The following is a 14,119-nucleotide window of genomic DNA, read 5'->3' on the forward strand; positions in this document are numbered from 1 at the left end:
CGTCCGTGTCGCATGTGATCGTTGCAGACGGGGCAGTGAAGCGTGAGCAGTTCGAGGTTCGGAAACGCGTGGCGGGTGAACTCGGCGACACATCGGGGGCAGTCGATCGGGTCCATGCCCCCCGCTTGGTAGATCTCGTTCTCACACCGCGGACACTGGAGGGTGGCTGGCGGGCGCTCGTGCCATCCAACGGCCCCCTCGACCGTCGTGGTCTGGGCCTCCGGGATCGACAGCCGGAAGTTTTCGAGGTCGTCGTCGGTCCGGAGGGGTGCAATCAGCCGGTCTGCGAGCCACTTGAGACGTCCGAGAATGGTGTCTCTTGAACGATCGTTTCTCAGCGACTGCTACGCGAACCCTGGTAATAAGGCACACGCCCATTCGCCGAACGTGGGCGGCCGAACGGACGGCGAGACCATCGCCGATTTCGAGCGGTTCCCGCCGGCTCACGGCTCGCATCTGCGCCGACGGAAGGACAGCGGAGACCGTCGACCGCACGACCGCCGATAGGATCTTCCGGCCGGAGCAGGTACCGAACCACCATGGACCCCGATCGCAGGGCGAGTGTGGTGGACGCGGTCGGTTCCGGTGCGAGCAGTGTCCAGGCCATCGATCCGACCGCGGTGGTCGACGCACCACCCGCCCGAGCGATCGGTGCGTTCGTGTTCGTGATGCTGTTCGGCGGCTTCCTGCTGTGGCGGTTCGACGGATTCGTCGACCAGTCCGTCGATTCCTCGATGGAACGCCCCGCGGTGTCGACGGTTTACGGCGTGACGGCACACGCGTGCGTGCTGTTCTTCGGCGTGTATTTCTTCGGTCAGGTGACCCGACTCAGCGCCAACAGGCTCGTCGCCGCCGGAGCGGGCGCAGCGGTCGCCGTCGGGGTAGTTGGTCTCGCGGGGCTCGGACTGACGGTTGTCGGCGCGCGTCTCACCGAACTCGTCGGCGAACGCCGCCCGTGGTACGGGCTCGTCGTGGGGGCAGTGCTCGGCGCGAGCGCGTGGCTCCTGCCGGCGGCTGCCGCGAGCCTGGCTGTTTGGGTTCTCCTCGTCTCGATCGGGATCGGCGGGCCGACACGGGAGTGGATCCACGCTTCGCGAGCGCCCGCTACCGAGGCCGACACCTGAACAGTCACCGAGAGAACAGCGAGTGGACGTGGTCAGTCGCACTCGCGTGGTAAGTTGACATGTGACAATGTTCATATCGATGGCTGTACTCGTTTTCACATGGTACACATCGTGATGCAGGTGTTCTCTGTCGCGGTTACGGTCGCGGTCCTCGGACAGGCCACGTGGGCTGTGACGGCCGCCGCAACGCTCGTGTTGGTCCTCCTGCTGGTCGCGTTCGGGGGGGTCGTCTATCAGAGCGTGACCGGTGATGGCATCTCGTGGCCGGACGAGGCAAGTGACGACATGGACGACGAGGACGTGGAGCGGGGCCGTGGCGACGACGAGTGGGACTACTACTGAGCGATCGCTGCACCAGCCGTTCGATGGGACATCGCGTGAGTCGTGGACCGTCCCGCCGAATCGTAGCAGGACAGTCGAACGAACGGAACCGAAAGAGAACGAATGGATCGGGTCGAGAATCAGTCGTCCGACGTGGTGTCACCCCCGTCGGAGACGCCGGTCACCACGTCCCCGCCAGTGCGATCCACGGCCACGTCTTCCTGATCGCTGATCTGGTCGATCTGCTCGCGGAACGCCTCGGATTCGAGGATCGTGTACTCGTTATCGAGTCCCAGATAGACCGTATAGCACATCACGAGGAGGATGACGGCGAACGGCAGGCCGGTCGAGATGGCCGCCGCCTGAAGGCCAGTGAGGCCGCCGCCCCAGAGCAACACCGCCGCGACGATCCCCTCGGTGGTCGCCCAGAAGACCCGCTGGGCGCGCGGCACGTCGTGCTTGCCGCCCGAGGTCAGGTGGTCGATGACCAGCGATCCCGAGTCCGACGACGTGACGAAGAAGGTGACCACGAGCAGCGTCGCGAGAATGCCCGAGATGGCACCGAGCGGATACTGCTCGAGCATGATGAACATCCCGAGCGTCTCGAACGTGGCGTATTCCATCGAGCTGTACGCGCTCATGATTGCCCCGCCCCCGCTCCCTTGCAGCGCCGTCGCCAGGGCGCTCCCGCCGAACGTCGAGAGCCAGACGACCGAGAACAGCGTCGGCAGGACCAACACACCGAGCACGAACTCTCGCACCGTACGGCCCTTCGAGATGCGCGCGATGAACATCCCGACGAACGGCGACCACGCGATCCACCAGCCCCAGTAGAAGACGGTCCACCCCGAGACGGTCGAATCGAGCGTGTTTCCAGCTGTCGCACCGAGGGTGCCGGTGAAGAGACTCAGCGAGAGGAAGTTACCGATGTACGCCCCGAGCCCCTCCGCCATCGAACCGACGATGAACAGCGTCGGGCCGACGATGAACAGGAACCCGAGCAGGAGGAGCATCAGGTAGAGGTTGACCGTGCTCAGCCGCTTGACGCCACCGTCGAGGCCGGCTGCGACCGACATCACCGCGATGAGGGTGATGCCCGCGATGAGCACGATCTGTATTGCCGTGGTGATCGGGATGTCGATGATCCCGAGCATATCGCCGCCCACGTAGGAGATGCCGGAGTTCACCTGCGCGACCCCGAGGCCGAGCGAGGTACACAGGCCGAACAGGGTGGCGAACACCGACACGAGGTCGATGATGTGGCCCGGCCAGCCGTAGATGCGGTCGCCGAGCAGCGGCCAGAAGATCGATCGGAACGTCAGCGGTAGGCCGCGATTGAACGAAAAGAAGGCCAACCCGAGGCCGACCAACCCATAAATAGCCCACGGGGAGAGTCCCCAGTGGAAGAACGTCTGTGCCAGCGCCGCCGTGCCCGCCGCCGCTGTCCCGGCTTCGGCACCGAAGAAGGCCGGCGGACTGTTGAAGTACACCACCGGTTCGGTCACGCTGAAGAACATGAGTCCGATCCCCATGCCGGCGCTGAACAGCATCGCCATCCACGCGAACGTGCTGAACTCTTTTTCGGCCTCCACGCCGCCGATCCTGATCGACCCGTACTTGCTAACCGCGAAGTACACGATCGTGATCAGGAAAACGTTCACCGCCAGCAGATAGAACCAGCCGAACGTCGACTCGATGAACGACTTGGTCGCGGCGAACGCGCCCGCGGCTTGGTCGCCCAGTATGACGGTGACCGCGATGAACAGCACGATCAGCAGTAGCGCGCCGGGGAAGACGATAGGATGGATGTCGAACCGCCCGCCGAGCAGCTCCTTGTTGGTGTCTCCTACCTCCCGGTCGGAGTCCGGGTGGAACAGCTCTACTTGCAATCCATCAGACATTTCGCCGGTAGTGTCGTCGGAGCTAGCCATGGGTCTGCCTTTCGCTGAACGCGTCGCCGGTCTCGTACAGTTCTCTCATGATTGGTATCACTGTGTTGGTGGTTTTGTTGGGCGTGGTCGAGTCAGCTACTTTCGTGCCCGCCTACGTTCACACCGTCAACCACGCCGTGAGCCATCATACCACGAAAGTCCGTGTCATGCTATCACAGAGACTGGGTTAAGGCTTCGTAATGAACTATGGGGATGTTTTTAACCGGTACGCCGTCCTCGTCCATGATCGCGTGTGCGCTGAGAGTCGCCTGGCTCAGGCATTGACGTGTCTGACCTCGTACCCGTGATCGCGGATCGTCCGGATGATGGTGCGAGCGTGGCTCGCGCCGCTGGTCTCGACCTCGAAGACGAGGTGGGCCTCGCCCACGTCGAGTTCGGGGGCCGAGCGGTCGTGGCGGACCGTTTGAATGTTGGCGTCGTGGTCGGCGATCACCCCGGAAACCTCACGCATCTTGCCCGGCTGGTCGTCGATCCGCACGCGCAGTCGGAGCAGCTGTTCGCGATCGGTGAGCGCGTGGACCAGCACAGTCTGAAGCATCGTCATGTCGAGGTTTCCGCCACACAGCAGCGCGAGGACGCGCTCGTCCTCGACGTCGAGATCGTCGCTGAGGACGGCGGCGACCGACGCTGCACCCGCACCCTCGACGACCTGTTTCGCCCGCTCCAAGAGGAGCAAGATCGCCCGCGCGATTTCCCCGTCGGTGACGGTAACGATCTCGTCGACGTGTTCCTCGACGAGCGAGAGCGTCAGTTCGGAGATTCCTCCGGTGGCGATCCCGTCGGCGATGGTGTCGACGGAGTCGAGGGTCTGTGGAATTCCTTTATCGAGACTATCCGGAACGGTCGCGGCTCCCTCCGCCTGGACGCCCACGACGCGCGTTTCGGGCGAGAGTTCGCTGTACGCCGTCGCGATCCCCGAAATGAGTCCGCCGCCGCCGATCGGCACCACCACGGTGTCCACGTCGGGGCAGTCCTCGACCATCTCGATCCCGAGCGTGCCCTGTCCGGCGACGATCGCGGGATCGTCGTAGGCGTGGACGAACGCCGTTTCGTCGTCTGCAACGAGACCCTCGGCGTGGCTCATCGCCGCCTGGAAGTCCTGGCCGACGAGCTCGACCGTCGCACCGTACTCGCGAGTCGCGTCGACCTTCGCCTGCGGGGCGGCCTTCGGCATCACGATCGTCGAATCCATCCCGAGTTTCGTCGCCGCGAGCGCGACTCCCTGGGCGTGGTTGCCGGCGCTCGCGGCGACGACGCGCTCCGTCCCACCCTCGGCGACGAGCTGTGAAACCTTGTTGTACGCGCCGCGAGGCTTGAACGACCCCGTCCACTGGAGGTGTTCCATCTTGAGATGGACCTCGCCACCGGTGACATCGTCGAGTGAGGTGCTTCGCTCGACCGGCGTCGATTTCACGACCGACTCGTCGTCGAGCCGATCGCGGGCCGCTTCGATCTCGGCGAACGTGACGGTGGGCTCGGCGTTTCGACTCATCTCAACGGAGCATCCGGTCCATGTCGGGATCGAACAGTGGTTCTTGGCGCACGGTTGCTGCATACCGTTCGTCCTCGTAGCTGATAGTTACGTCGGTCCCCGGCTCGGCGTAGCTCGTCGGAAGGTACGCGTAGACGATCCCGGCGTCGATCGTGTAGCCGTAGTCAGCCCGACAGCCGTAGCCGATCACGTCGTCGCCATCGAGAACCGGATGACCCGCGTCGACGATCTCACCGGTGTCGTCGAGCGTGATCGGCACGAGCTTCTCGTCGATGCCGTCCTCGCGCGCCGCCACGATCGCGTCTTTCCCCACGAACTCGGTGTCGAGATCGACCGCGAACCCGATCCCCGCCTCGTAGGGGTTGTACTCCGGCGTGACGTCGGTCCCCCACAACCGGTAGCCCTTTTCTAAACTGGTGGAGTCGAGCGCTTCCCACCCCATCGGCACGACATCGTACTCCTGACCTGCCTCCCAGATCGTGTCCCAGAGCTGCGCGCCGTACTCGGTGGGCGTGTAGAGCTCCCAGCCGAGTTCACCGGCGTAGGAAAGCCGGAGCATCGTCACCGGCAGGCTCCCCAGGTAGGTTTCCTCGACGGAGTAGAAGGGGAAGGCGTCGTCCGAGAGGTCGACCTCGACCAGCGGCTGGAGCAGGTTCCGGGATTCCGGACCGAACACGCCGATCCCCGACCGACTCGAATCGTGGATCGTGATCGATACCGAATCGGGCGCGTGCTCTTTGATCCACCGGGAGTGCAGCGTCGCGGAGTTGCCGCCACCCGTGGTCAACAGATAGCGTTCGTCCCCGAGCCGCGCGACGGTCAGATCCGCGAGGATCCCGCCGTCCTCGTTCAACATCGTGGCGTAGCGCATCCGTCCCACCGAGCAGTCCATGTCGTTCGTCAGCAGGCCCTGAAGGAACTCCTGAGTGCCCTCTCCGTCGACCTCGATCCCGGTGAAGGTGGTCATGTCGAACATCGCGACCCGGTCCCGGACGGCCTGATGTTCGACGCCCTGGGCCTTCGACCAGTTGCGCGCGAGCCAGTCGGAGCGGTCGGGAACGTCGTACTCGCTCAGGAGGGATTCGTTCGATTCGTACCACTGGGGGACCTCCCACCCATCCGTATCGTAGAACTCCGCGCCGAGGTCGGCCTGCCGGTCGTAGAACGGGCTCCGCCGGAGCGCGCGCTGGTCCTCGGGCTGCTCGCGCGGGTGGATGAGCTGGTAGACCTCCTGGTACTGCTGAGCCCCGCGGCCGTAGGTGTACTCCCGACTACCGGCGTGCGATTGGAACCGGCTGATGTGGGCCGGACCGGCGTTCACGCGCTCGCCGTCGAGGCGCGGCGTACCCTCGTCCATCCACGCGGCGACGATGTCGCCCGCGCCGCCCGACTGGGTGACCCAGATCGCGAGCGACCACCAGAGGCCATCCGTGTCCTCGTCGGGCCCGAGGATCGGCATGCCGTCGGGCGTGAAACAGAACATTCCGTTCATCTCGGTCTCCCACGAGTCGTCGTCGAACGCCGGCACGAGTTCGCGGGCGGCGTCGTACGCGCTCTTGTCGTGGTCGGGATGGGTGTTCTCGTAGAAGTGGGTGGCGGTGAACTCCCGCAGGGAGGGGTACTCCAGCCCGAGGTCGTCGAGTTTCACGGGACCGTAGATGTCCTCGGGGTCGACGAGCAGCGGTTCGTGGTTGTACGACCCCACGCCATAGGAGTCGCCGTGCTGGCGGAAGTAGAGCGAGTAATCCTGGTGGCGAAGCATCGGCTGTTCGATCTCCTCCTCCGCACCCGCGAGTTCGTCGATCGAGTCGCTCACGAGATACTGGTGCGAGCAGGGCACGAGCGGAATATCCCTGTCGACCATATCGCCGAAGAGCGGGCCCCAGATGTTGGTCGCGACGAGGAGGTCGTCGCACTCGATCCGCCCCTGATCGGTGACGACCGCCTGCACCGCGCCCTCGGCCGTTTCGATGTCCGTGACGAGAGTGTTCCCGTAGAACTCGTGGCCGGCGAGTTCGCTTGCGCGCTCGGCCATCGCCCGCGAGGCGTCGACGGCGTGGGCCTTCCCGTCGGACGAAAGGTAGTACCCGCCGTGGATCACACTCGAATCGATCTGAGGAACGTGCTCGGCGACCGACTCCGGCGAGAGGAGGTCGCCGCCTTCGAGGCCGTATGACTGGCCCCACTCGCGCTTTCGCTTCAGGAAGTTCCATCGATCCTCGGTGTACGCGACCTCGATCCCGCCCGACATCCGGTAGCTGTCGAGATCGGTGTAGAGCTCTCGGGTGTACGCCGCCATCTCGGTCATCATTTTCCCGCCGGCGGTCTGGAACACCAGTCCGGGGGCGTGCGACGTGGAGCCGCCGGTCTCGAACAGCGGTCCGCGATCGAGAACGACGACGTCCTCGCGACCGCGTTCGGCGAGATGATACGCCGCCGAGCAGCCGACACAGCCCGCACCCACGACGACGGTCCCGGCGCTCTCCGGCAGTGTACTCTCTGTGCTCATAGTGATACTCGCCGTTCCCGCCGGATTAAACGACGGGGTGGACTACCACACCCGTTTATACTGCCGAAGCCACAGTCATGAAATCGCCCGTCGAATTCCGGTTTCCTCTGTCGGTTTCGGCCACTCATTCGGAGGAAATCCCGCCGACAGAGTGTCACGCCGATCGGTCGAGATCTGGTCTGCTGGATCGATCGCACTTAGTGGGCGCAACTACCGATCCCGAACGCTTTTGCCGTGACTCGTCGACCTCGATTCATGACCGAGATCATCGACGGCGAGGCGGTCGCGAGCGAGATCCGGGACGGCGTCGCCGAGTGTGTGGACACTCTCGACGAGGCTGGCGTCCAGCCGGGGCTTGCGACCGTGCTGATGAGCGACGACGACGCGAGCAAGACGTACGTCTCGATGAAACAGCAAGACTGCGAGGAAGTCGGGATCGCAGCCCACGACATCGAAATCGATCCCGACGCGCCCGCCGCAGAGCTCTACGACACCGTCGACGAGCTGAACGCCGAGGACGCGATCAACGGCATCCTCGTCCAGATGCCGGTGCCCGACCACGTCGACGACCGCGAAGTCCTCCGTCGAACCCGCCCCGCGAAGGACGTCGACGGGTTCCACCCCGAGAACGTCGGCCGACTCGTCGCCGGCGACGCCCGATTCAAACCCTGCACGCCCCACGGCATCCAGAAGCTCCTCGAAGCGTACGACATCGAGACCGAGGGGGCCGACGCGGTGGTGGTCGGTCGGTCGGACATCGTCGGCAAGCCGATGGCGAACCTCCTGATCCAGAAAGCACCGTTCGGGAACGCCACCACGACCGTCTGTCACTCCCGGACCCAGGATCTCGCCGCGAAGCTCGGCGACGCCGACATCGTCGTCGCCGCTGTGGGCGTCCCGGAGTTCATCGATGGCTCGATGTTGAAGGAAGGTGCGACCGTGATCGACGTCGGTGTCAACCACGTGGAGACGGACGAGGGGGACTCCGAACTCGTCGGCGACGTCGACTTCGAGAGCGCGCGAGAGGTCGCGGGAGCGATCACGCCCGTCCCGGGTGGCGTCGGTCCGATGACCCGTGCGATGCTCCTGTACAACACCGTGAAGGCAGCGAGCCAGCAACACGACATCGAGATCGAACTCCCCTGAGCGGACCTCGGTTGGGTGGCGCTGATGAACGTATTGCTGTCGAACAAACGTTCGATACAATATCGTCGATGAACGGTGTGAAGCTCGGTGCCCCGGCACTTATGTATTTGTGCAGCGGAGACACCAGTATGAGTGTCGAGATCGAGGGGTTCGAAGAACTGGCAGACAGACTCGACCAGCTCGGGGAGAACGCGGCGTCAGTCGATGGAGAGAACACGGTTTCGTTCGATGAGTTATTCACGAGCGACTTCATGCGGACGCACACCGAGTACGACTCGATAGAGACGTTCTTTGAACGGAGTCCGTGGACGGTCGAGACGCAGGACGATTTCGAACACATTCCCGAAGACGAGTTCGATCGGTACATAGACGACCACACCGGTTTCAATTCGTGGGACGCTATGCTGTCCGCTGCTGCCAGAGAATGGCTCGGTCGACAAGTCACCCTCGAGTAGTGTCTGTCTGCTCCTCGCCTTCCGCGTCCGTTCCTGCGTCTCCTTTTTCGCCGGGATGTGAACTGTCGTCGTCAGATTCTTCTTGGACTGGCTCACTCTCCCCACCGACGCGCTCTCGTCGCTCTCTCGACCAGTGTAGATGGACATCGACATCGTGCCCCTCCCCTTCGATTTTGAACCCCGTCGACGGTCCGCTGTCGCCGTTGCCATCGGTGGTGAGATTGTAGATGCCGATCGCAAACGAACCGACCGTCGTGATGCCGAGTATGACACGCCAAAGAGTTCTCACTCCGGCAGTTACGTCGCCGTAGTTGGGGTTTTCGACGATGATGCGAACATCAACCAGATAGCTTGCGCTGAAGAGCACCAAGGCTACCACACCGACGAACAGCACCGCCCGGGAGGAATATCGTCGGAGATCGAGATAATCCAGCGGCATCTGTTCTGCTACCGATATCTTATCCGTAGTATATAAAAACCCGGAGTCGATGACAGCGAATCTTCGGCGACTGTTTATTCGGCTCCGTAACGTAAGCCCACGCAGATGGTCGCGCCGAAACACTCGCCCGGACCAGCCGCCGAGTACGCCTTCAGGACAGGAATGATAGCTGCGGCGCTGGTCGGGCTCACGGGGATCGGATTCCTCTACTGGACGGGGACGATCGCGCTGCTCCTGGCAGGCTACTCGTTGGTACTCCTGTTCCCGCTGTATCTCGTGGCCGCGGCGGTGGTGCTCAGCGTGTGGCTCGGCTACAACACGGACGCAACGGATCTTCGGCCGGTGTATCGGAACGACCGGCGGTCGTAAGCGAACAGCATCCAACGTGCCGACAGCACGACTGGTTCCGAGAGCTACTGTGTGGTCGATATCGCCGTTCGCGATGCTGGATCGCCTTCGTCCGGATAACTCCGGTATCGAGATCGTGTTCCAAGACTGCTTAAGTCGAGAATCCACTCGTGGAGACTCGGTGAAACTGTTCGTCGGATCCAGAGTCTGCCCCGTGCTGTGAGAGGTGTGAAACGACACGCGGATTTTTATCACTCGCTAGAAATTGTAGACGGATGACCGAGACCGGTTCGGTGAAACGGGAGTCCGGCTCCGGGTTCGAATTTTGGGCTCCAGCGATCGTCGCCGGCACGGCCCTGTTCCTCGGTGTCCTCGATATGTCGATGATGAACGTCGCCGTCCCATCGATCGTACAGGACCTGAACACCACGGTGAGTGCGATGCACGGCGCGATCGCGGTGTACTCGATGGTGATGGCCGCACTCATCATCCCGGGTGGAGCGCTCAGATCGGTCGTCGATACGAAACGGCTGCTCGTGATCGCGCTCGTGATTTACAGCATCGGGACGCTGCTCGCAGGGGCCAGCCCGAACATGCTCACGCTCTTCGTCGGCTGGTCGATAATCGAGGGGATCGCCGCTGCGCTCCTCCTCCCGATCACCTACTCCATCATCGTCGAGAACTACGCGGACAGCGCCCGAACCAAAGCCTTCGGTGCGATCGGCGGCGTGACGGCGGTCGGCATCGCCATCGGACCGATGATCGGCGGGATCCTCACGACGTTCGCCACGTGGCGATGGGGGATGTTCGGCGAATTCGGCATCGTGCTCGTGGTGCTCGCGTTGACTCGCTATCTCGACTCTCAGCCGAGCGATCGTCGTGTGGCGATCGACGTCGGCGGCACAGTGCTGTCGATCCTCGGTGCGGTCACGATCATCGGTGGGACCCTGCTCGCCGGTCGGTACGGCTGGGTGCGCCCGTTGCGCCCGGTCGTCGTGAGCGGGGTACGGATCGAACCATTGGGGTTCTCGCCCGCGATCTGGTCGATCGCGATCGGGGTGGCGTTGCTCGCCGTGTTCGTCCAGTGGGAGCAGCGCCAAGCGCGTACCGGTCGCCCGCTGCTGATCCCGCCGGACGTGCTCCGCAATCGGACGTTCGCCGCCGGGATCGCCACCTTCGCCGCCGAGTCACTCTTTCTCTCGGGGTTCCTGTTCTCGATGCCGGTCTTTCTCCAGTCGGCGCTCGGCTACTCGGCGTTCGAGACCGGGCTCGCGCTCCTCCCGTTCTCGGTCGTGACGCTGCTCGTGACGACGATTTCGACTGGCTGGCGCGCGTACGTCGCGCCGAAGCACATCGTCCAGGGCGGGATCGTGCTGATGGGCGGCGGACTGTTGCTCCTCGTTTCGCTGACGGACCTCGATCTCACGCTCCTCGAGATGGCACTGCCGATGGCGGTGATCGGCGTCGGTCTCGGGCTGTTCACGGGCCAGCTCGTCGATCTCACCATGTCGGCGGTGCCGTCCTCTGAGGCCTCGGTCGCGTCGGGCGTCATCAACTCGCTGAGCCAGCTCGGGTACGCGTTCGGGACGGCCGTCGCCGGCTCGTTCCTGCTCGCCGGATTTTACGGAAGCGTCGTCGACGGCGTGACGCGATTCGCGACGGGATCGTCGGTCTCCGGCGACGAGCGACGACAGCTGGTCGTGGCGCTCGAGGATCGGCTCGATGCGACGACACAGGCTCAGCAAGAGGCGTTCGTCAACCAGCTCCCACCAGCGACGCGCGAGCAACTGCTCGATGTCGTCCGGACGGCGATGGAGACCGCCCAGCGGAGCGTGCTGTTGCTCATCGTGATGTTCGTCCTTCTCACTCTCGTCGCAGCGAGTCTCCTCCCTGCAGTACGGCCACGGTGAGGACGGGGCGGCGCTCCCGCCAATGGCGTGCCGTGGCGGCGTCTACACCAGCGTCAGGGCGAACGTCAGGAGGAACCCGACGGCGGTGGCGATCGCGACCGCCGGGCCGCCCTCCTCGAACGCCTCGGGCATCGTGGCGTCGGCGAGCGTGGCGAGGACGGCACCGCCGGCGAACGACCGGACCACCGCGAGCGCTGCCGGCGACGCTTCGCGGAGGAAGACGCTGCCGGCGACGACGGTGAGCGAGAGCACGATCCCCGTTGTGGTCCAGAGAACGAGGATCGCGGTGGTCGAGAAGCCACCCGAGCGCATGTCCGAGGCCCCGCCGATCCCCTCGGGAACGTTGTTGATCACGATGGCCGCGAACAGCGGGAGCGTGCCGGCGTCGCCGACGAAGGTTATCCCGAGCGCGACGCTCTCGGGAACGCCGTCGAACAGCGAGCCGAGAAACAACGTCGTTCCCTCTCCGCCGCGGCCCGAACGCTCGACGAGCAGGATGGCGACGACGTAGGCGGTCGCACCAGCCAGCAGGCTCGCCGCTGGACGGACGAACCCCGCGGCCCCCACGGACTCGACGAACAGATCCGTCGCGAGCGCGGTGATGAACGCCCCGCTGGCGAACGCGAGCACGATCGCCAGGACGCGCTTCGGTGGCACCCAGACCAGTCCGAGGGCTGCTCCTGCCGTGATCGAGCCACCCGCGACGACGGCAGCGGCGACGAGGGCGAGAGTTATGTGCGATAGTGTCGTGTTCGTCGTTCACGGTTCTTCGGGCTACCACCGGACCGTAGTCCGGAGCCATCAAGATCAACGGCGGGTTCTCTGCCCTTCTCAGTACCCAGTCGCGCGAAGGGTAGAGAACCCGCGCTGTCCGCCCCGAACGTGAACCCCACCATCGCGTGTCCCACGAACATACCGCTACCCTACCGTGTCTGGCGTGCATCGAGCCGTGCGGCGATCTGATCGGAGACGTCGGTGAGGTGGGCCGTCGCGAAGATCGCGACGAGCACGCCGCCGAGCACGTCGTAGAACAGGTCGAGCACGGTGTCTTCGAGACCGTACTGGGTGAGGACCTGTGCGGTGCCGAAGGCGGCCGCGGACTCGGCGATCAGGAACTCGAGCAGTTCCCAGACCACGCCGAACGCGACGATGAAGAGGAGGAGATAGACGAACGTGAACGCCGGCGGCATGGCGATGTACTCGGTGTGTTCTTCGAGCGCGCGCGTCGTCGCGTACGCCACCCCAGCGACCAGCGAGGACGACAGCGCGTGAGTGACGTGGTCGTACCACCAGAGCGAGCTGTACGCACTGGAGAAGTCGAAGAACGGTAGCGGGACCGTGCCGACCGCGTGCAGAAACATCGCGGTCGTGATCCAGAGTACGATGCCGGCGTCCATCGTGAGCGTGTACCGGCGTTCGAGCAGCGCCGGCAGGAACGTGACCGCGAGCGCGATCCCGGCGTTCGTGACGATCCCGACCTCGCCGGAGACCACCGCGAACGCGACGATCACCGCCAGGATCAGCTGCATCACTCGTACCAACTGGGCCTGGCGCGTGGGCGAGATCCCGAGCCGACGACGGAGCTTCACGCAACTCCTCCCGTCGCGGGACGGTCGCCCACGTTCCTCCGCAGCCGTCGTCGGAAGTACCACACGAACACGCCGGCCGCCACGAGTCCGGCGACGAACGTCGTGAGGAAAAACACCATCAGCTCCGTGTTCGTCTCGAAAAAGGACGTGCCGAGGTACTCCGCCGAGACCCACGACCCGAACGCCCAGATCCCGGCGATACCGAGGGTGGCGATCACCGAAAACCAGACCGCGAAGCCCGGCGTCATCCGCACCGTCGTGGTCAACTGGAGACAGACCACCACGAGCAACGCGAGCGTGGCGACGGCGATGCCCCTGACGAACTCCGCGAGGAGGGGGAGTCCGATGGCACTCAGCGCGAACGGGAGCACGGTGAGCGCGAGCAGCGGCCACGGGATCGTGCGCTGCCACGACCGCTCGACCCACGCCGGGACGGCGGCGACCGCGACCGCCACGCCCGCACCGGCCGCCACCACCAGCTCCCCGGTGAGGAAGTTCCCGACGGCGGACACCGCGATGACCGCCGCGAACAGCCACGCGATGGCGGCGTTGGTGCGTGCGTCGGCGATGAACCACTCCTCGGGTAGTTGCTGACTCATTCGGTGTGCTCCGTCGGTATCGTGGCTGGGCGATCGTGTTCTCTCGTTGGACGACAGAAGCGTGTTCGCGATCGAATCGCCTTATCCGCCCTATTCCGGGATACCGAAACTGTGCAAGCAATGAGACGCTGTGGGGTAATAAATTCACCTACTAGGAAAATCATATACATATATACCTCGGCTTGGCAACTCTTCTCTACGCTCGCTGACTGGTCAGCGAGCAGTAGGTAGTGAA

General features: G+C 64.3%; 13 protein-coding genes. 6 read left to right on the plus strand and 7 right to left on the minus strand.

All coding sequences use genetic code 11. The features are described from left to right. The first annotated feature begins 539 nt into the window (after window positions 1–539). Together PHA81_RS01010 and PHA81_RS01015 are read left to right on the plus strand one after the other, a co-directional pair. Window positions 540–1,124 (plus strand): hypothetical protein, encoded by a 585-nt coding sequence (locus PHA81_RS01010; protein ID WP_273834728.1) that lies wholly within the window; start codon window positions 540–542, stop codon window positions 1,122–1,124. Window positions 1,125–1,223: 99 nt separating this feature from the next. Then, window positions 1,224–1,466: a hypothetical protein gene (locus tag PHA81_RS01015; protein ID WP_005043461.1), complete on the plus strand. Its 243-nt coding sequence runs from the start codon at window positions 1,224–1,226 to the stop codon at window positions 1,464–1,466. 119 nt (window positions 1,467–1,585) lie between these two features. Here the strand turns inward: PHA81_RS01015 and PHA81_RS01020 are convergent, their stop codons facing one another. The 3 genes from PHA81_RS01020 to PHA81_RS01030 form a co-directional block, all read right to left on the minus strand. Then, window positions 1,586–3,376 carry a BCCT family transporter gene (locus PHA81_RS01020; RefSeq protein ID WP_005043463.1) on the minus strand — a complete coding sequence of 597 codons (1,791 nt, stop codon included), beginning with the start codon at window positions 3,374–3,376 and terminating at the stop codon, window positions 1,586–1,588. 274 nt (window positions 3,377–3,650) lie between these two features. Beyond that, window positions 3,651–4,889 carry a threonine ammonia-lyase gene (gene ilvA / locus PHA81_RS01025; RefSeq protein WP_005043464.1) on the minus strand — a complete coding sequence of 413 codons (1,239 nt, stop codon included), beginning with the start codon at window positions 4,887–4,889 and terminating at the stop codon, window positions 3,651–3,653. 1 nt (window position 4,890) lies between these two features. Further along, the gene (locus tag PHA81_RS01030; protein ID WP_273834731.1) at window positions 4,891–7,398 is read right to left on the minus strand and encodes an FAD-dependent oxidoreductase; all 2,508 of its coding nucleotides are present in this window, start codon (window positions 7,396–7,398) and stop codon (window positions 4,891–4,893) included. Window positions 7,399–7,653: 255 nt separating this feature from the next. On the opposite strand from PHA81_RS01030, the gene PHA81_RS01035 reads away from it, so the two are divergent. Continuing rightward, window positions 7,654–8,544 carry a bifunctional 5,10-methylene-tetrahydrofolate dehydrogenase/5,10-methylene-tetrahydrofolate cyclohydrolase gene (locus PHA81_RS01035; RefSeq protein ID WP_005043467.1) on the plus strand — a complete coding sequence of 297 codons (891 nt, stop codon included), beginning with the start codon at window positions 7,654–7,656 and terminating at the stop codon, window positions 8,542–8,544. Window positions 8,545–8,672: 128 nt separating this feature from the next. Next, window positions 8,673–8,999 (plus strand): hypothetical protein, encoded by a 327-nt coding sequence (locus PHA81_RS01040; RefSeq protein WP_152424476.1) that lies wholly within the window; start codon window positions 8,673–8,675, stop codon window positions 8,997–8,999. Here PHA81_RS01040 and PHA81_RS01045 read toward each other — a convergent pair. Continuing rightward, window positions 8,986–9,393, minus strand: a complete 408-nt coding sequence (locus PHA81_RS01045) for a hypothetical protein (RefSeq protein ID WP_152424477.1) — start codon at window positions 9,391–9,393, stop codon at window positions 8,986–8,988. The genes PHA81_RS01040 and PHA81_RS01045 overlap by 14 nt on opposite strands. Before the next feature lie 150 nt (window positions 9,394–9,543). Between PHA81_RS01045 and PHA81_RS01050 the strand changes: the two genes are divergently transcribed. Further along, the gene (locus tag PHA81_RS01050) at window positions 9,544–9,807 is read left to right on the plus strand and encodes a hypothetical protein (RefSeq protein ID WP_005043470.1); all 264 of its coding nucleotides are present in this window, start codon (window positions 9,544–9,546) and stop codon (window positions 9,805–9,807) included. A 254-nt stretch (window positions 9,808–10,061) separates the two neighbouring features. Further along, window positions 10,062–11,696 (plus strand): MFS transporter, encoded by a 1,635-nt coding sequence (locus PHA81_RS01055; RefSeq protein ID WP_005043472.1) that lies wholly within the window; start codon window positions 10,062–10,064, stop codon window positions 11,694–11,696. A gap of 42 nt (window positions 11,697–11,738) precedes the next feature. Here PHA81_RS01055 and PHA81_RS01060 read toward each other — a convergent pair whose 3' ends face one another. The 3 genes from PHA81_RS01060 to PHA81_RS01070 form a co-directional block, all read right to left on the minus strand. After that, on the minus strand, window positions 11,739–12,353 hold the full coding sequence (locus PHA81_RS01060) for a hypothetical protein (protein WP_273834738.1): 615 nt from the start codon (window positions 12,351–12,353) through the stop codon (window positions 11,739–11,741). Window positions 12,354–12,619: 266 nt separating this feature from the next. Continuing rightward, window positions 12,620–13,285: a hypothetical protein gene (locus PHA81_RS01065; RefSeq protein ID WP_273834739.1), complete on the minus strand. Its 666-nt coding sequence runs from the start codon at window positions 13,283–13,285 to the stop codon at window positions 12,620–12,622. Then, window positions 13,282–13,884: a hypothetical protein gene (locus PHA81_RS01070; RefSeq protein WP_273834740.1), complete on the minus strand. Its 603-nt coding sequence runs from the start codon at window positions 13,882–13,884 to the stop codon at window positions 13,282–13,284. The genes PHA81_RS01065 and PHA81_RS01070 overlap by 4 nt, the downstream gene beginning before the upstream one ends. Window positions 13,885–14,119: the final 235 nt, after the last annotated feature.

This window comes from Halococcus sp. PRR34 (assembly GCF_028617175.1).
Classification (GTDB): domain Archaea; phylum Halobacteriota; class Halobacteria; order Halobacteriales; family Halococcaceae; genus Halococcus; species Halococcus salifodinae.